The following is a 17604-nucleotide window of genomic DNA, read 5'->3' as shown; positions in this document are numbered from 1 at the left end:
TGTTCTAAAAGGCACTCTATCGGTTCGATGGCTTTTCTGTCTACTGCCAAGCGCCAAAAACTGTCCGAAGTATTGATCTAGGTAACGTTGGATTGGAACGGGTTGCAGGTTGTCTTGCCTGCTATTATTAGCTGCCGTACCTTCAGAGCGAATTTGCTGGTAGGTAGCTCGATCGTATTTGAGGTAGTTAAGAGCGAAGTGTTCTTGGGTTTGTCCGAGTTCTCCAGTATTGCGCTTAGTCCAAGCAACTATATGGCTGTTTTCATCAGTTAGGGGTAGAGCGCCTGTAGAAATTGCATCCTCGATCAGTCGGCGGTATAGCGGTATCTGATTGCCAGCGATCGTTGCTTGAGGATAGCCTTCTTCTAGAAGTTGAATTTCAGCTTCGCACAAAGCTTGAATCTCATCTGTTGAGTTGAGTGACTTCAATAGCTCAACAAAATGTAGTGCTAGCTGTTCCAACTCGTATTTGGTCAGCTTGGTGCGATCGCCTTTGGCAATGCGCTGACGGTATCGGGCAATAATTTCCTCTCTGCTGAGGTCAAACCGAGTGGCATTGCTCATATATGTGTCAAGGACTATAGGCTAGGGATGAGAGATGAGGGGTAGGTGGAGACAAGTTTTGAGCGATTTCGATCGCTGTGTTGGGTAGAAAGTTTTGAACGAATTGCTATTGCATACAGTCGAAGATTCCCACAACAAACAAGCGTATACCTGGTCAAAAGTGAGCGTGTAACGACCGAGCATGGTATACTCAGGTGCGATCGCACTTCAAGTGTGTACCGAATGGAGCGGAATACTGGATGGAACCATGCCAGTAGCTCGATTGTTAAGCTCGGTAGTATGAGTAGTAACCTTTGCCCAACTGAGCGACGTGTCCAAGTGCATCCACAAGGTTTGGTGATGAAAACTTATCCAGTTATTTGTCTTAACTATTTATACTGCTATAGTGCCACGTTCTTGTACTTCAGTCAATACGGCTATCTTGGATTGCGAGCAGGGCAGAGCATACGGCTAAAGCAGAAATACGCTCTTTGCTGCTGGTAGTTGAATCTTGCAGCTCTTACCGCCAAGTGTAGCTACTCAGCCGTGAGCGATCGCATGCCAGTCACGCTCCTGCAATCGCAGAGACAGACTGCTAGTCACTAGGATGGTGGGCATGGGAGCAGGGTAAGAGGAAGCGATCGCACGCTGGTTGAGCAAGGAGTGACTAATAGTGGTAACTAAGGCAATTGTACGTGTAGCAAAATTTTGTCCGGTGTAGTAATGATGGGTAACTTAGGATGGGCTTGAGGTATAACTATTCCCCAGCTTGTTGTTTGAGCAAAGTGACCACAGTCTCAGATAACCATAAACCTGCATTCTGTAAGGCTTGAATTCCTGGGGAGATGCTGGAGATGATGCCGCGTCGTTTTGCTATTACAAGCAAGCCTCCCGTGCCAATAGTAGGGATGTCCAAAGTTTGAGCGCAACGCCGTGCTGCTCGATCGTCAACTACAGCCGCACACTCAGCAGTCGTTGAAGCCAAACTCAACACTTGCGATTCTCCCTTGCCTAAATCCCAAGCAGCAACTTCAGGAACAATAGAAGTAACTTCTACTGTTTGAATCCAAGCAACATTCGGTAATTGTCTGGCTGCGGCATCATCCTCACCTGCCATTGTCACTTCGGCAAATACACCTTCAGGAACTAAGATTTCTAGGAACAACTGTGGCAGTAATTCTGCCTGTTGGCTCTTAAACAGAACAATGAGCGGTGAAGAGTTAACGATGACGCGCTCAATCACCATTTGCTATTTCTGCGGCTAGCTCAGAGGCAGTATATTGCATAAAATCAACTCGATAACGAGATAAAGCATGAATAAATTCTGCACGAGTCAGTCCGGCTATTTCAGATGCTTTACTTTGAGAGATTTCACCTAATTCATACCATTTGATTGCTGCTGCAATTCGCATTTCGTTGACAAATTCTTCAGGATTTTTGCGAAGTGCAGAAAAGACGGTTTCAGGTAATTGAATTGATACTGTTCTCATAAAATTCTCCTAACGAACAATCGCTTCATTCCCCTGACTGAACTTTATAGAAATTCAATTTTGCCTAGCATAACGATTAAGCCGAAGGGTAACTTCGGGTGTGGGCAAGCGACATCGGGGGTGGTTGGCTATTTTGTTAAGTCCTGTATAGAGATCTGCTGTTGCCATAACCTGTTCCTGTTCTAAAAAATCTAGAATCCAAAGAACTCCATGACATTCGACCTGTTCTTTAGCTGCCAAGTTACGCAGTGCGCCGTCACCAGTGAGGAGGGTAAACCCTCAAGTCTTGGCAAGCACTAAAGCAAAACTGTCAGGGAGCGAGATAGCGCGGACTTGTTCCCGGTAGTTGATGGCCATCTCGACCCCTTGGTCGTCGAGTTCGAGGATTTGGAGACCCAGGTTAAGCAATCGCTCCCCATTATAGTTGCTCAACTCTTGTGCATATAGCAAATCTGGGACTGCCATGGTTACAGGTAGGCTAAAAGTAGCTTTCAGGAGACCGCCGCGTTCAAGATCTACCAGCACGGAGGTATCGGAGACGAGAACATTCATGCGGCTTGAATTTCTGGTGGTCGATCCATCTCTAGCTCTAGTTGTCGCACTGATATACCAAGTAATTCAGCAGCCTTTGCCTCTGAGACAGCATTTTCTGCTAAAGCACGGAAGCACAAGCGCTTGAACCGAGTCGGCTGCAATGGCTCAACTGGTAGTGGTTCCTTATAAGGTGGATGACGCCAACCCTGTTCTTTAAATCCCTCAAACAGTTGCTGGTATAGAGCGTTATCAATGATACCTAAGTCTTTACACCGATAAGCGATCGCCCCAACGCTAACCCCGAAGATGGCTTTGAGTTGAAGCAGTTCGCCCAGAGAAATATAGTGCCGATGTTTACCTACCTCGGCTCTTAGAATATCTGCACTCATCAAGAAAGCACCTACAAATCTGTTGGAAGCTTTTTCTTCGTTAATCCCTTGGGACATATCAAGAAGTAAATGACCGAGTTCGTGTGCTAGAGTAAATCGCTGACGCTCTCCCGTATCATTCTGATTAAGAACGATTGTTGGAACATCTGACCCTTCACGTCGGTGAACCATGCATATCAAACCCGACACATTCTCCGTAAGAGATAGAGCTAAAACTTTAATGCCCTTCTCTTCCAGAAATTCAGCAAGATTTGGAATTGGATCGGAGCCAAGATTCCAGCAAGAACGCAAAGATAAAGCAGCAGACTCAGCATCAGCTATTTCGTGAATTGGAAAGGGAAACCCCTGTGGTTGCTGCCACTCTTGGCTCGTGACACCAAGAATGTCTTCAATTTCGAGATAACGCTCGACAGCGCTAAGGACAGCAGCCTGGATGGAAGCCTCTTCCTTTTCGTTGGTTATAGCGTTTTTCCGGAACTCGACACCGTCCAAATTAATCAAACCCTCGCTAACCAGGTAATTGACTGACACCCCTAAAGCTTGGGCTAGAGCAATTAATACCTTAGAACCAGGCATCATCTCATCACGTTCGTACTTACCAATTGCTTGAGCTGTTACCAAGTTGCCAATTTTGTCTGAAAGCTCTCTAAGTGAGAATCCTGCACTTAAACGAGATAGCTTAAGTCTCCTACCTATCATAATGTGGAGTCTCCTAATCTATTTACAGAATAGCATTAAAAGAACAAAATTGTAAACCTCTGGTTTACAAGCACAAGATAGTCTAATCGAATGTCAACTGAGGAGACCGGAGTAGTCAAGGAGACGATCGGACCATTCTTGAGCTTGGTGGGCAATGCTTTTGCGCTGCTCGGCATTAGACCACAGTGATGACCAGTGGTAGTGCCAGAAGCTAAGTAGGCGTTGGAGTACGACTAGTTCGACAGCGACATCCTCGCTAGCATCTGGAGCAGTCCACTCGATCAAAAACTGGCTTTCGCGGATCAGTTGAAGGGCGACTTGCTCGTTAGTGCCAGAGTCAAGCAACGATCTAGCCCTAGCTAAGTTTGAAGCAATTCCACCAAGCCGAGTTGAGAAGTGATCTTGGAGGTAACGAGATTTGAGCTGGTTCTAGTCTACTGCCATCATGCACCTGCAAGGAGTTGTTGCAGCCGAGCGATCGTCTGGGAACTTAATTCTGGTTCTGGTTCAACCATTTCACGCTCAGCTAAAGCCGACTCGATTTGAGTTAGAGAAGCTTGCCCTAGCTGCTGGAACAATGCCTGAAAAAACTGCTGCTGCTCGATCTCTGCTCTCATCGCTAACTCCTTCAAAAGAGTATGACCAGATATTGATGTGAGAAAGAGAAGCTGGTATAGTTTAGAGAAAGCAAGTACTGCTGGAGAGACAGGGAATGAGTGTAACACTTGTGGAAAGCAATGCCGAGTTTGTCACACTCCAGCTGGTGGTTCCTTTGCAAAAGACATTTTTAGAGACAGAAGAAACACTGCAATCAGTGCTGAATCAAGCAGGCACTCTAGCGAGTGGAGAAGCACTTCATTCAGTTCGATACTGATGGTGACCCCATCGAAAGTGGTGGAATGCGTTGGACCAGTAAAGGAAAATTACCCAAAACATATCAAACACCGTATGGAATGGTAGCTCTAGAGCGCCATGTCTATCAAACTAGTGATGGTGGGAAAACTGTTTGTCCATTGGAGGTGGATGCTCCCATCATCATCACTTCGACACCCAAGTTCGCGCAACAAATCAGTCATAAATACGCCCAGATGAGCAGTGTACGGCTAGTAGAGGACTTAGGCTCCAATCATGGACTCAAGGTACATCGGTCATTTGTGCAAACCTTGGCAGAAGTTGTTGGTACTATTGCTTTGCTTAAAGAAGAAGATTGGCACTACCAAACACCGAAGTTGCCTATGGTAATTGAAACGGTAAGCATCGGAGTAGATGGAACGTGCATGTTGTAATGTGAAGATGGATGGAGACAAGCTATGGTCGGCACGATTAGCTTGTATGACGCATTAGGAGAGCGACAACACACCACTTATATTGCCGCTACACCAGAACATGGGCGAGAGACATTCTTTTTGCGGATGCAACGAGAAGTCGAACAGGTGAAGCGATTATACCCTCATGCCCATTATCAAGGATTAGCCGATGGCGCACCGGAGAATTGGACGTTTCTAGAACCACTCACCCACAGCCAGGTGTTAGATTTTTATCACGCGACGCAGTATTTAGCTAAAGTTGCCGCATCTGTTCACCCTCGCAGTGTGGAGTATCAACGAGCCTGGATGGATAGCCACTGTCACATTCTCAAACACTCTGTCGGTGCTGCCACTCGTTTGTTAGCCGAAATGTCCGCAATCGAGCCGCAACGGTTGTCTGACGCTGTGCGTTCTGGACTCCTTGATGCCATCACCTACTTTCGTAACCATCACCATCAAATGCATTATGCCGAAGCTATTGCCTGGAATTTACCGATTGGTTCGGGAGTCACTGAATCAGCATGTAAGGTGATTGTCAAAGCACGTTTGTGTGGTGCAGGCATGAAATGGAAAGACCGTGGTGCTGGGATTGTCTTGAGTTTACGAACCTTGACCTACACTTCAGGTCGATGGCAGCAATTCTGGTCGAAAATTAATCGCTATGGCTTTACTCTCGCTGAATCTCTACATTAAATTTCGGTCATACCCGAGTTTGCTCGAAAACATGGCAGTCAGACTCACGCATGAAATGGCTCAAGCGTGGCACTTAGAAATCAGTGACAGAACTATTGGTAAAGCTCTAAAGAAAATTGGATTTCCTAGAAAAAAACTTACGGGGATCGAGAAAGAGATGAAGAAAAAAGACAAGAATTTATCGAAAAAATCGATCGAAAGAAACCAGAGGAGCGAGTAGATATAGATGAGTCAGGGATAGATAATCGAGATGACTACAGCTACGGCTGGAATGAAAAAGGACAAAGATTTTATGACTTAAAATCGGGAAAAAGAAGCATTAGAGTCAGTATTATAGCGAGTCTAAGCGAATCGTGAAAAAGCATTGTAGTTGCTGAAATTCGGAAGATTAAAGAGCTTTAAGTCAGCAAAAAGCTGAAATAGACGTTTAACGATATTGAAACTCTTGCCAAACCGATGAAACCTTCTCAGTAGAGTTTTCAATTGTAACCAGATCGCCTCAACGGGATTTTCTTGGGGAGCGTAAGGAGCAAATCGGACACAAGCAATTTTCCATTCTTCTGGTAAAAGTTTTTGATTTTGCTGCGCCAAAAAAGTTTTCATTTCTTGTCCTCTATGATAACTAGCACCGTCCCAAATCAATAAGATTCTGGCTGAGGGATGTTTACCTTGCAATGTTTTGATAAACTTGATAGTTAATTCTCCATTAGCTGTTGTAGCGGGAATCATCACAAATTCTTGAGTGAAAAGATTTAAGGCTCCGTAGTAAGTTTGTCTTTCTCGTGGATTGAGAATTGGAATTTTTTGAGGCTCTCTTATCAAATTCCAGAGATAGCCACACAGATCATTCCAAATTAAATGGCATTCATCTATGATATATACGATTAATTGTCTAGCTTCAATCTGCGGTCGATTCTCTTCTAGTAGATGGGCAATACGAGCGGTTTTTTTTTGCGATGGCTTCTGGGTCTTATCGCGGATTGATTTGTTCTCCTTTCTGCCAAGTAATTCGGGCTGAATTTAATAATTGATAATAACTTTGCCGTGATTGAAAAACTACATCATACTGCTCGATTAAATGCACTTCTAAATCAGAAATGTCCCAGGTTTTTTGCTCAATCAGCCACTCAATTACTGCTTGCCTCTCGCTCTCAGTTAAGTAACCTTTTCCTCCTAGATATGAAGACTTTAACCCAGCTAAACCACCTGACTCAAAAGCCTGCTTCCATTTGCTAATAAATCCGACAGAAACTTCTAAAATTTTGCTAATTTGTCGATATTTATAGCCTTCTTCAGCTAGTTTGACTGCTAAAGCTCTCTTCATCTCTTTTTCAGGTGGATGGCTTTTAATAAAATCCTTTAACATCTGAATTCGTTGTGCTTTGGACAAATGATTCAGGTTCATGTCAGTCAAGAGCAGATTCTCACATCAAGATCTCCATTCTACATATTTCTCTTCGGCTTTTGTTCACGATTCATTTAGACTCGCTATATTAGTGGTTTATGTCAAGGAAAACTGTTAGCTCCGTTCACCTTTGAAGGAGCTTGTAATCGGTTGGTTTTTGAGCAGTGGTTATCCGAAAAACTCCTGCCACACTTAAAACCAGGACAGACTGTAATTTTAGACAATGCAACTTTTCATAAATCCGAGAAAATTCGAGAATTAATCAAATCGGCACAATGTGAAATCCAAGACTTACCACCATTATCTCCAGATTTAAATGAGATTGAGCATTACTGGTTTCCGATTAAAAATCGAGTCAGAAAGTCTCAAGGAACTATTGAAGAATGCGCGTGAACGAGTAGATACATCTGTCAGTTTAGCGTCCTAATCTATACTTCGAATGCTATACCCCTTTTTTATCACTCTAAGCAGAGAGTATTAGAATAGAGGTAAATATGATTGTTTCAAAATAAATATGTCAGCCGCAAGATCTGCTCAACCCACAATTCGATTTGTCGATGAATATTGTCAACTGTTTCAGCCGTTATTTCCAGAAGTGCGGAGCTTTGAAGCATTCAAATTGCTGCATTTGGGCATGATTAGCGAGATTAAACGCAAATCATTGCCAGCGATTGCCTCATCGGTTGGACTAGACAATCATCAAAACTTGCATCACTTTCTGACTGAATCTCCCTGGACAGTTCAACAGTTACGCCAAAAACGCCTAGAGATAATCCTCAAGGTGTTGCATGGAAGAACAATGACTTTATTGATTGATGAAACCGGAGATTGCAAGAAAGGGAAAAGTACCGACTACGTTAAAAGACAATACATTGGGAACGTGGGCAAAAAGGAAAATGGCATCGTCGCAGTGACAGCTTATGGATTAGTGGAAGGAATGATTTTGCCCTTGTGTTTTGAGGTGTATAAACCACGAGAACGACTAAAAATCACAGATGAATATCAAACGAAGCCACAAATTGCAGCGACGATGATTCGGCAACTACAAGCAATGGGATTTCGGTTTGAACTAGTATTAGCGGATAGCTTGTATGGTGAAAGTCAGACTAACTTTGTGAATGTCCTGGATGAGTTGAAACTACCTTACATCTTGGCAATTCGCAGCAATCATGCCCTGTGGCTACCCCAAGACCAGCAGGTGGTTCAACAACCGTGGCAGAGATTTGAACGTACCTTTAGCAATGGCACAACCGAAATCCGCTACATGGCAGAGGTGATCTATGGGAAACGTCGTCGTCAGCAATATTGGCTGTTGACTACTGACCCCAAAATCTTGCCGGATAATTCGACTTCGTTTGTCATGGTAGCTGCACCTGCGATCAAACTGAGCGAAATTGGTGATAGTTATGGGTTTAGAACGAGTATTGAGTATGGACTTAAACAAGCCAAGGATACGCTGGGTTGGGCAGATTTTCGCATGACTCACTATGAACAGATTGAGAAATGGTGGGAGATGGTAATGAGTGCGTTTTTGATGGTGAGTTTGTTTGCCGATGCCTTTCATGATGCTTGTCCAATCACTCAGCAGCAGTTTGCTCAACATCCAAAGGTGGAACAATCAAAGTGGTTGGAAACATCTGCTCAACAATTTACGTTTAATCATTCAACCAAGAAGTTTGTTTCAACTGGTTAAAGCGATGGTTAGAGGTGTTTCCGATTGCTTCATTGCAGTTTGGATTTGAGCAACTCATGGGTCAGATGAATCAATTTGTTTGTCCCCGAAGTGCATCGGCTCAACTTACAACTCATCTTTTCATCCGCTTAGAGTGATAAAAGAGGGTTACGGTGCTGATATGAATTTGCTCTGTAGGCTTTCGGTGTCATCCCTGTCAGCTGCCGAAACTGTTGACTCAGATGGCTGTGACTGCTAAATCCACACAGAACGGCAATGTTCGTAATCGAGCGATCGCCTTGTTTCAATAATTGCTTTGCCCGTTCTATCCGTTGCCCAAGCAGATATTGGTGGGGAGTCATACCAAGCGACTGTTTAAATTGATGGCTGAGATGAGATTGACCGATTCCTAACAATGCAGCCAGGTCAGCCAGCTTAATATCGCGATCGAGGTGTGCGTGGATATACTCCACGACTTGCAGAATTTGTCGCTCGGATAAGCCATTGCCGTAAACGATGAACTGAGATTTGGGAGCAGCGTACTGTCTGAGCAAATGCACTGCTAGAACATTTGCCAGGGACTCGATATAGAGTCTGCCACCTACGTTTTCTTGTTTGAGTTCGGCTAGCAACATCATGCCGATCGCCTCAATTTGAGGATCGCGAGTTTGAAATTCTAGGCGCAATTTCAGCCGCTCGGAATCGGTGGCGATCGTCTCTCTGGCAACGCTCTGGATAAACCGCGACGCGATCCGAATTTGCAAACAATTGTCATCGCTATCCCAACGGGCAAAATACGGAGTCTTAGCAGGCGTTACCGAAACATCCCCTTTCGCGTGCAAGCCGACATAGGTTCTGCCTCCCTTAATTTGTAGTAAACGAACGGGACGGGGAGCTAGAGACAGACAAATAGCGTGTTCCTCGCTAAAATGACTCCTTTCCTCTCCTGGAGGCTGCTGAAATTGCTCCACCAGAAGATTTTCCCAGCCCTGATTTTGACTCGATAAGATTGGCAGGTGAGTAATTTCGAGCGGGTGGGTGGCGATCGCATCCATAGTGCAAACCCAATGTGTCTAGTTCCGATTGTAATCACTTTTATGTGGATTCTAACGGGCAGTCTAAAAACTGAGTGCAGGAATTTGATAGTTGCACAGGAATTTGATAGTTAGATGTGGAGCGTTTTCCTATGCTGAAATGGTGAGCAATCGTAAGCACAAGGAAACAATGAAAAAACAATCTTGAAGTGCTGTTTTCACTGCAATACCAATCGTTTAACGCAAAGGAAAGTACATTGTGCCTAAAGTTGTGAAATTCTACGAATTTGGTAGTCCCGAAGTTCTCAAAGTCGAAGAAGAACCCCTACGCGATCTACAGTCTGGAGAGGTACGAATCAAAGTTCAGGCGTTAGGGCTCAACCGTGCAGAGGTGCTGTATCGCACCAATACTTACACCGAGCAAGCCCAATTTCCGTCACGGATTGGCTATGAAGCAGCAGGAATCATTGAAGCCTTGGGTGAAGGAGTAACCGATTTTCAGGTGGGCGATCGCGTCAGCACCATTCCTGGCTTCAGCCTGAACCGATATGGTGTAGCGGGTGATGCCGCTGTCGTCCCTGCGATACATGTTGCTAAATATCCAGACCAACTTTCGCCAGAAGAGGGAACGTCAATTTGGATGCAATATCTGACGACCTATGGTTCTCTGGTTGAATTTGGTAAGCTCAAGCAGGGCGATATCGTTGCTATTACTGCGGCTAGTAGTAGCGTTGGACTTGCCGCCATTCAAATGGTGAATGATGCTGGGGGCATCAGCATTGCAATTACTCGCAAGGACAATAAGCGCGAAGGGTTGCTCAAGGCGGGTGCTCAGTATGTCATCGTTACTGACCGAGAGGATATGGTTGAGCGGGTAAATGCGATTGCGGGTGGCAAAGGAGCAGCCATTGTCTTTGACCCTGTGTGCGGATCTTACCTGAAAAAATTAGCGGACATTGTCGCTCCCGAAGGTCTGATTGTTGAATATGGTTGGCTTGCCGAAGGAACACCCGTCTTTCCAGTGGTTCCCGCGATCGTGAAAGGCTTTCGGATACAGGGTTTCCACTTGGGCTTTCATATCATCGCTCACCCAGAACGGTTGAAGACAGGAATTAGCTATATCAACCAGCGATTGCAATCAGGGGTTTTTCGTCCACTGCTTGCTGAAAAACGATTTACCCTCGATCGGATCGTTGATGCCTACCGATACATGGAGTCGAACGAGCAACTAGGAAAAATCGTGGTTGCAGTCTGATACCTGCACTTCCCCTAATAGCAATTAATGCATCTTTTTTACTACTAGGAGCGAGGTATAGTGAACACCCACTGATTCCTCTAAATGCTCTCTAGAAGCTGATTCCGTGGAAATGACAATCGAACAAAAATGTTAACCATACTCCGCTCCCATTAGTATATGAAAACACATGATGACTCAAATACAGGCTAAAACTTTACTCAGTCCCTTTGATTTGGCAGGGTTGCCCCTCAAAAACCGAGTCGTAATGGCTCCTTTGACTCGCGGACGGGCAGGTAAGGAGCGGATACCTAACGCTTTGATGGCAGAGTATTATGCTCAACGGGCTTCAGTCGGGTTGATTATTGCTGAAGCGACTGCAATCTCGAAACAAGCCAATGGTTGGCTGAATAGCCCTGGAATTTACTCAGAAGAACAGGCACAAGCTTGGAAACAAGTTGTAAATGCTGTCCATGCTAAGGGTACGCCTTTTTTTCTCCAACTCTGGCACTCTGGGCGAGCTTCTCACAGTAGTTTTCAGGAAAATGGTCAACTGCCAGTTTCCGCCTCTGCGATCCAACTAAAGGGAAAATACATTCATACTCCCATTGGCAAGCAACCCTATGAATTTCCCCGCGCCTTGGAGACGAACGAAATCCCTTTAATAGTAGAAGATTATCGTTCCTCTGCTCGGCACGCTCAAGATGCTGGTTTTGACGGAGTGGAAATTCATGCAGCCAACGGCTATTTAATTGACCAGTTTCTGCCATCTAAAACCAACAAACGTACAGATCGATATGGGGGTAGCCTGGAGAATCGCTATCGCTTTCTCAAAGAAATTATCGAGGCGATTCTGACTGTGTTTCCCGCCAGCCGAGTGGGAGTAAGAATATCTCCTAACAGTACTTTTAATGACATAGGTTCTCAAGATTTTCGGGAGATCTTTCTCTATGTCGCCCAGCATTTGAATACTTATGGTCTAGGCTACTTGGCTTTGATAGATGGACTGGCGTTCAACGGCTTTCATGAGCTGGGAGAGCCGATGGTGTCAGCCGAATTTCGCGACGTGTTTACCGATCCGCTCGTGGTTAACAGTGGCTATACGAAAAAAACCGCCTCAGCCGCGATCGCAAATGGCAATGCTGACTTGGTTGCCTTTGGGCGATCGATCATCAGCAATCCAGATTTGGTTGAGCGGTTTGCTAATGGTTGGTCTTTAAATCCGCCAGCTGACCAAACTGTTTGGTATTCCTTTGATAAAGAAGGCTACACCGATTTTCCGACATACTCTGAATCTCAAGTAGCTCAAGCAGGCATTTGAATGGCTAGCTCAACCGTACCGTGATGTCTATTCGAGTAATTGAGAACGAGCAGGCAACAACAGCCAACAGCTAGTTTGTCAGACATCTGACTTTAGCAGAACTGCGATCGCTTTGCAGACGCGATCGAAGAAACTTGTCACGACAAATGATGTTGTTTCGTCTTAATTGGTAAACAACTTTCACTCTTTACCTTGAGCATTCACCATCCTCTTTTTGGGTCGTAACGCTCGATCTAGAAACAGTCTTTCAAAGTAGCAATAGCTTTAACTTACAAGGAGAAAAGTATGACTAAACAAATATCTGCACGTAACATTCTTACCAAGAGAAATTTGGCGATCGGCGCTATACTCTCTGGTTCTCTGATTAGCTTGCCTGTTATGGCAGTTCATTTAGGTAACGGACAGACAGCTTTCAACTATCCTCCCCGCCTAGTAAAAGCTACAACTAGCTATAAATCTCCACACACGCCTGCGACTTATTATTTCACGTTGGCAATTCCTCAAAATGCTGGAGAGCCTTTAGGGGCAGTCACCATCTCTCAGCGCCAGAACTCCGATACAGTTTTGTTCGATCCCCGTCGCAGTCGTGCTTCTCTCGGTGACAGATTTGCCAGAGGTTCAGAGATTCCTTTAGCTAGCATTGGCGGCGAACAACCCAATAAGCCTGGAGAAGCAACGATCGCCTTCGATCCACCTGTACCACCTGGCAACACAGTCACAGTTGCCCTCAGAGCAAAGAGCAATCCCAATGGAGGGATTTATCTATTCGGCGTGACGGCGTTTCCAGCCGGAGAGAAGAGTTCCGGTCAGTTTCTCGGCTACGGTCGCCTACATTTCGGTTCCCGATAAAATTGCCGTACTTCAACTCGGAGTGGCTTGACACTCTTGATTTTCTAGCAAGTAAACAACCATAGGACAGGTAAACAAAATGCTGAAACAAATTTTGACAGGCAGTTTCATACTCGCCGTGTTTTTTGCGAATAGCGGTGTTACTGGAGCCAGTCCCAGAACAACACTATTACTGTCTCAAACGCAGACAGTTCCTACGACTACAACACCTGACAATGCAAACACTAACCCCGATCGCCCGTTGAGTAATCCTGCCCTTGAAGAATCGCAGGCTACTCTAGTAATTGACGATGCGGTGACTCGCCCTAGCATCAATAACGCAGAGACTAGCTCAGAATCGAGTGCTTGTGAAGATATTCCGTTAGCTAGACCGACTGGTGGAGCTACTAGAGAAAGACTTCAAGCCCTAGAAGAATGCTATCGAACTACAAATAACTGAGGCTTACTAATGAATGAGTGACTTCTGAAGCGGGTGAAATCACCAAAACTTCACTATCTTCACTCAACATAAGTTCGCTCGTAAGGGTGTCAGTCTAGGCAAGCGTGCTATTTCGACAATTTGAAGGGAGAAAACATCATGAATTTTCCACGCGATAAAGTTGCCCTCGTAACTGGGGGAAGTTCTGGCATAGGTCGAGCCGCTGCCCTGCAATTCGCCAAACAGGGAGCAAAAGTAGTCGTAGCGGCACGGCGAGAAACCGCAGGCAATCGGACAGTCGAGCAAATCCGACAGTTAGGCAAAGAAGCCAGCTTTGTGCAAACAGATGTATCTCAGCCCGCAGAAATTGAGGCACTGATCCAGAAAACAATCGCGCTTTACGGTCAGCTAGATTATGCCTTCAACAATGCCGGAACCGAAGGCGTGTTTGCACCCATGACGCAGTTAACTGAAGCAAATTGGGATCGAACCATTACCACCAACTTAAAAGCAGTTTGGCTCTGCCTGAAGTACGAGATAGAGCAAATGATCGCACAGGGAACTGGGGGAGCTATCGTCAATACCTCTTCCTGGTTGGCAAAAGGCGGGCTGCTGGGTACCACGATTTACTCTGCCAGCAAAGGCGGCTTAGACGGCATGGTACGGGCAGCGGCATTGGAATGCGCCCAGCATGGCATCCGAATCAACAACGTCAACCCTGGCATCATCGACACGGAAATGTTTCGTCGCTTTGGCAATCCCGACGATCCAAACGATGCGGTTGTTCAAGCATTCACCCATCATATTCCACTGAAGCGATTAGGCAGTTCTGAGGAAGTTGCAGAAGCGGTCGTCTGGCTTTGCTCCGATGCAGCCACTTACATCACCGGAGAAACCATTTCAGTTGACGGTGGCTTTGCCATTCCTGGTTCTCGGAATTAACCAAGTTGTTTTAGGAGATTTACAACGATGGCACATTTATTGCACATTGATGCGAGTCCACGAGGTGAAAGATCCCATTCTCGCCTCATGACTAGAGAGTTTGTCGAACAATGGAAACAAGTTCATCCTACCGACACCATTACCTACCGCGATATCGGACGCAATCCGATTCCGCATGTCGATGAATCCTGGATTGCAGCTGCCTTCTCACCACCGGAACAACATACCCCCGAACTGCGTGAAGCGATTCGCCTGAGCGATCGGCTACTAGACGAATTCTTGGCGGCAGATATTTACGTCATCGGCGTGCCTATGTACAACTGGAGCGTTCCTAGTGGATTCAAGGCTTATATCGACCAGATTGTCCGAGTTGGACGAACGTTTGACTTTGAACCTAATGATGCTGGCAACGTTTACAAGCCTCTAGTACTAGGTAAGAAAATGTTTATTATCGAAGCACGCGGCGATTCTGGCTTTCAACCTGGCGGACGCTACGAGAAGATGAATTATCACGACCCCTACCTTGTCACCGTCTTTGGGTTTATGGGCATCACGGATATCACCTTTATTCATGTAGAAAACGATGAATATGGGGGACAAAAGTTGGCAGATTCGATCGTGGCTGCACGTACTCAAGTTGCCCAACTAGTAGGAAGGTGAAACAATGCAGCATTGGATCGCTCAACAACATTGTCATTAACTTTCGTTCTCAGTTACAGACTCCAGCCAGCATTCGTTCTAACACTTGCTGCATCACCTGAAGTTCTTCATCGTTTAGGTGACAGCCTACTCCCCTACTCTCCCACTCCCCATTTTGGAGACGACGATGTTAGACATTCCTCCTGCTAAATCAATAAGCCTTTCTCCCAATTCGCTTGGACTTGTTGCCATCCTCCTGACGGTTCTGTGCTGGGCAGTTGCCGCTAACGTCGCCTTCGATTTGTTTACGACTGGCATTCACCCGTTGGAACTGGCTGGAGTCAGTGCGACGATCGCGACCTTTGGCTTGGCAATTCTTTATAGTTTCTGGGGACGCGGACAAATCAAACCGATGAATCTGAAGCAGTTTGCTTTAGGGTTGGTGCTGGTGTTTCTGGTTGCCGCAGACTACGTTGCCATTCAACAGTTACCTGTAGCAGTGGCGATCGTCCTCCTGTTTACGTCTCCGATTTTAGTAGTTTTGTGGACAGCGGTTGCTACTCGTCGTACCCCATCCCGATTTGTTCTGCTTGCTCTGATCCTGTCGATTCTAGGTGTTGTCCTGGTTTCAAAAATTCTGGAAAGCAGCCAGGGACAAGTCAATTGGTTCGGGATTGGAATTGGTCTAACCACTGCGGTATTCTTTGCTACCTACATCATCTTGAGCGAGCAACTGGCAGGTACGGGGGAATCCATAAGCATCTTGCTGAGAATCTATGCGGTTGCCAGTCTATTTTGGCTAGCGTACCAATTCACACAGGGATTGCCGCTAGATCTACTAACTGGCGATCGCTTCCCAAAAGTGCTGCTGGTCGGAATTGTGGGAAATCTGTTACCCTACCTACTGTTCTTTTGGAGCATTCAAAGGGTTCGTGCCGAGCGAGCCGCGATTGTTGCCACTTTAGAGCCCTGTGTGGCGGCGATTCTAGCTTGGTTGTGGTTCGGACAAACCTTGACACTGCTGCAAATCGCGGGCGGAATCTCAATCGTTGTGGCAGTCACTGCGATCCAACTGCGACAGTTTTCCCACCAATAGTAATTTTTCACATACATTGCGGCAGTCTTCGCCAAAATGAGCGACTTACTAGGAGAGCTTCACTCCGAAAGTTACATCTACATTCAGGAGGTACGAGATGATGCCTATGGATTTGGTGGTTTCACGCAAGAATATCGATACATCACTGCGATGCTCGGACAAGTCGATGGTTAGGAACTTGGATCGGGCGATCGCGATCGAATGTACGAAAAGTAGCCGATCGACGCACAGGAAACAATCGTGACTCATAAAAAAAGGAAAATCGACCGTGCTTTTAAGTAACTTTCGCGTCTCTGCTGCACTCGTCACGCTGGCATCTATGTTCCTGATGCCAGCAAGCGCAACCAACTACCCACTATCTTGCCGCTTGGCTAATGCTAGTTGCGTCGGAGGGAATATCTCCGTGAGGAACGACGTGAGTACCTGGAGTTTGACTATAAAAGACAATAAAAGAGACGGAAACTGCGCCTATGCCAGGATTGAAATAGACCGCAGTCGCATAGGAGACATAGCGAAGGAATCCCCGAGAGCCTGCGGGAAAGACAAAAGCGTGTCCTATACTTACACGGCGAATAAATCTGATGAAACCTTTCGCGTCGTGGGTGCTCGTGTCTTTGCGTGCGTAGACCGAAACTTACAGCCGGACAGTTGCAGCGAGGCTTTTTACGAGGCTGAACGCTAGTGTAGAGCAACGAATTATTGGTTTGCATTTCTTTGTTTCACCTGTCACAACTAGCTGCACTGATTCGTCTAATAGGTGAATGCCTGAAAAAATAGGAGATTCACAAATGCAGTCCAGAATGGAACTTGGAGTTGAATCGGCAGCGTACAAAGCGATGCTGCAACTGGAACGGTATGTCAGAGGCAGTGGCATCAATCCGACATTGTTGGAACTGATGAAAATTCGAGCATCACAAATCAATGGTTGTGCCTTTTGCATTGATATGCGCACCAAAGATGCTAGACTTAACGGCGAAACGGAATAGCGAATCTATGCCCTTAATGCGTGGCGGGAAACTCCCTTTTTTACCCCTCAAGAACGGGCAGTGCTTGCTTTTACAGAAGCAGTCACCCTAATTGCAACTGATTCAGTTTCAGATGAAATTTACGATGAAGTCAGCCGTTATTTTTCTGATGATGAAATTGCCAATTTATTGATGGCGATCGTCACCATCAATAGCTAGAATCGGATTGCCATTACAACTCGCGTGGTTCCAGGCAGTTACGAGCCACAGCCGTTGCCGGATAAAACATCTACTCCTGAAACATTGCCAGTGTAAGCAATCGCGCTCGTCGGTCATTTGTCCTTGGCGAATGACCGATCTCTGCTTCTGGATGT

The 17604-nt window shown here is 45.8% G+C and carries 17 protein-coding genes and 6 pseudogenes; 13 read left to right on the top strand and 10 right to left on the bottom strand.

What is annotated here, in order from left to right:
- The 7 genes from C7Y66_RS09550 to C7Y66_RS30995 all read right to left on the bottom strand — a co-directional run.
- A partial coding sequence (locus tag C7Y66_RS09550; protein ID WP_233222604.1) for a protelomerase family protein occupies positions 1 to 564 on the bottom strand: 564 nt, incomplete at its 3' end.
- A 736-nt stretch (positions 565 to 1300) separates the two neighbouring features.
- Complete coding sequence (locus tag C7Y66_RS09545; RefSeq protein WP_106545391.1) at positions 1301 to 1789, bottom strand: DUF3368 domain-containing protein; 489 nt, start codon at positions 1787 to 1789, stop codon at positions 1301 to 1303.
- The gene (locus C7Y66_RS09540; protein WP_106545390.1) at positions 1779 to 2033 is read right to left on the bottom strand and encodes a UPF0175 family protein; all 255 of its coding nucleotides are present in this window, start codon (positions 2031 to 2033) and stop codon (positions 1779 to 1781) included. The genes C7Y66_RS09545 and C7Y66_RS09540 overlap by 11 nt, the downstream gene beginning before the upstream one ends.
- A gap of 279 nt (positions 2034 to 2312) precedes the next feature.
- Positions 2313 to 2585 carry a hypothetical protein gene (locus tag C7Y66_RS31725; protein WP_199197343.1) on the bottom strand — a complete coding sequence of 91 codons (273 nt, stop codon included), beginning with the start codon at positions 2583 to 2585 and terminating at the stop codon, positions 2313 to 2315.
- A complete protein-coding gene (locus C7Y66_RS09530; protein WP_106545389.1) occupies positions 2582 to 3655 on the bottom strand; it encodes an XRE family transcriptional regulator in 1074 nt (357 codons plus the stop codon). The genes C7Y66_RS31725 and C7Y66_RS09530 overlap by 4 nt, the downstream gene beginning before the upstream one ends.
- Before the next feature lie 93 nt (positions 3656 to 3748).
- On the bottom strand, positions 3749 to 4000 hold the full coding sequence (locus tag C7Y66_RS09525; protein WP_199197342.1) for a hypothetical protein: 252 nt from the start codon (positions 3998 to 4000) through the stop codon (positions 3749 to 3751).
- A gap of 98 nt (positions 4001 to 4098) precedes the next feature.
- Positions 4099 to 4272: a hypothetical protein gene (locus C7Y66_RS30995; protein ID WP_158265895.1), complete on the bottom strand. Its 174-nt coding sequence runs from the start codon at positions 4270 to 4272 to the stop codon at positions 4099 to 4101.
- A 95-nt stretch (positions 4273 to 4367) separates the two neighbouring features.
- Between C7Y66_RS30995 and C7Y66_RS09520 the strand changes: the two are divergent.
- Positions 4368 to 5655 (top strand): annotated as a pseudogene (locus tag C7Y66_RS09520) (ISKra4 family transposase).
- A gap of 15 nt (positions 5656 to 5670) precedes the next feature.
- A pseudogene (locus tag C7Y66_RS32370) lies at positions 5671 to 6006 on the top strand (IS630 family transposase); the annotation flags it as partial.
- Here the strand turns inward: C7Y66_RS32370 and C7Y66_RS09510 are convergent.
- Positions 5998 to 7060 (bottom strand): annotated as a pseudogene (locus tag C7Y66_RS09510) (IS630 family transposase). The pseudogenes C7Y66_RS32370 and C7Y66_RS09510 overlap by 9 nt on opposite strands.
- 87 nt (positions 7061 to 7147) lie before the next feature.
- Between C7Y66_RS09510 and C7Y66_RS09505 the strand changes: the two are divergent.
- A pseudogene (locus tag C7Y66_RS09505) lies at positions 7148 to 7453 on the top strand (transposase); the annotation flags it as partial.
- Between the two features lie 121 nt (positions 7454 to 7574).
- Positions 7575 to 8890, top strand: a pseudogene (locus C7Y66_RS09500) (IS701 family transposase).
- Here C7Y66_RS09500 and C7Y66_RS09495 read toward each other — a convergent pair.
- Positions 8882 to 9787 carry a helix-turn-helix domain-containing protein gene (locus C7Y66_RS09495; RefSeq protein ID WP_106545387.1) on the bottom strand — a complete coding sequence of 302 codons (906 nt, stop codon included), beginning with the start codon at positions 9785 to 9787 and terminating at the stop codon, positions 8882 to 8884. The pseudogene C7Y66_RS09500 and the gene C7Y66_RS09495 overlap by 9 nt on opposite strands.
- Before the next feature lie 238 nt (positions 9788 to 10025).
- On the opposite strand from C7Y66_RS09495, the gene C7Y66_RS09490 reads away from it, so the two are divergent.
- The 9 genes and pseudogenes from C7Y66_RS09490 to C7Y66_RS33340 all read left to right on the top strand — a co-directional run bounded on the left by C7Y66_RS09490 (position 10026) and on the right by C7Y66_RS33340 (position 17449).
- Positions 10026 to 11021 carry a zinc-dependent alcohol dehydrogenase family protein gene (locus C7Y66_RS09490; protein WP_106545386.1) on the top strand — a complete coding sequence of 332 codons (996 nt, stop codon included), beginning with the start codon at positions 10026 to 10028 and terminating at the stop codon, positions 11019 to 11021.
- A 169-nt stretch (positions 11022 to 11190) separates the two neighbouring features.
- On the top strand, positions 11191 to 12321 hold the full coding sequence (locus C7Y66_RS09485) for an alkene reductase (protein ID WP_106545385.1): 1131 nt from the start codon (positions 11191 to 11193) through the stop codon (positions 12319 to 12321).
- A 285-nt stretch (positions 12322 to 12606) separates the two neighbouring features.
- Positions 12607 to 13170 (top strand): DUF2808 domain-containing protein, encoded by a 564-nt coding sequence (locus C7Y66_RS09480; protein WP_106545384.1) that lies wholly within the window; start codon positions 12607 to 12609, stop codon positions 13168 to 13170.
- Between the two features lie 79 nt (positions 13171 to 13249).
- On the top strand, positions 13250 to 13609 hold the full coding sequence (locus tag C7Y66_RS09475; RefSeq protein ID WP_106545383.1) for a hypothetical protein: 360 nt from the start codon (positions 13250 to 13252) through the stop codon (positions 13607 to 13609).
- Between the two features lie 138 nt (positions 13610 to 13747).
- A complete protein-coding gene (locus tag C7Y66_RS09470; RefSeq protein ID WP_106545382.1) occupies positions 13748 to 14530 on the top strand; it encodes a glucose 1-dehydrogenase in 783 nt (260 codons plus the stop codon).
- 27 nt (positions 14531 to 14557) lie between these two features.
- Positions 14558 to 15190: an FMN-dependent NADH-azoreductase gene (locus C7Y66_RS09465; protein WP_106545381.1), complete on the top strand. Its 633-nt coding sequence runs from the start codon at positions 14558 to 14560 to the stop codon at positions 15188 to 15190.
- Between the two features lie 166 nt (positions 15191 to 15356).
- The gene (locus tag C7Y66_RS09460; protein ID WP_106545380.1) at positions 15357 to 16265 is read left to right on the top strand and encodes a DMT family transporter; all 909 of its coding nucleotides are present in this window, start codon (positions 15357 to 15359) and stop codon (positions 16263 to 16265) included.
- Positions 16266 to 16301: 36 nt separating this feature from the next.
- On the top strand, positions 16302 to 16439 hold the full coding sequence (locus tag C7Y66_RS09455) for a hypothetical protein (protein ID WP_199197341.1): 138 nt from the start codon (positions 16302 to 16304) through the stop codon (positions 16437 to 16439).
- A gap of 614 nt (positions 16440 to 17053) precedes the next feature.
- A pseudogene (locus tag C7Y66_RS33340) lies at positions 17054 to 17449 on the top strand (carboxymuconolactone decarboxylase family protein).
- On the opposite strand, the gene C7Y66_RS33335 reads toward C7Y66_RS33340, so the two are convergent.
- Positions 17417 to 17566 (bottom strand): hypothetical protein, encoded by a 150-nt coding sequence (locus C7Y66_RS33335; RefSeq protein ID WP_370143931.1) that lies wholly within the window; start codon positions 17564 to 17566, stop codon positions 17417 to 17419. The pseudogene C7Y66_RS33340 and the gene C7Y66_RS33335 sit on opposite strands and share 33 nt — an antisense overlap.
- Positions 17567 to 17604 lie beyond the last annotated feature (38 nt).

This window comes from Chroococcidiopsis sp. CCALA 051, from assembly GCF_003015105.1.
Classification (GTDB): Bacteria; Cyanobacteriota; Cyanobacteriia; order Cyanobacteriales; family Chroococcidiopsidaceae; genus Chroococcidiopsis; species Chroococcidiopsis thermalis.
The sequence above is the reverse complement of the archived record's forward strand: the minus strand, read 5'-3'. Positions and strand labels throughout refer to the sequence as shown.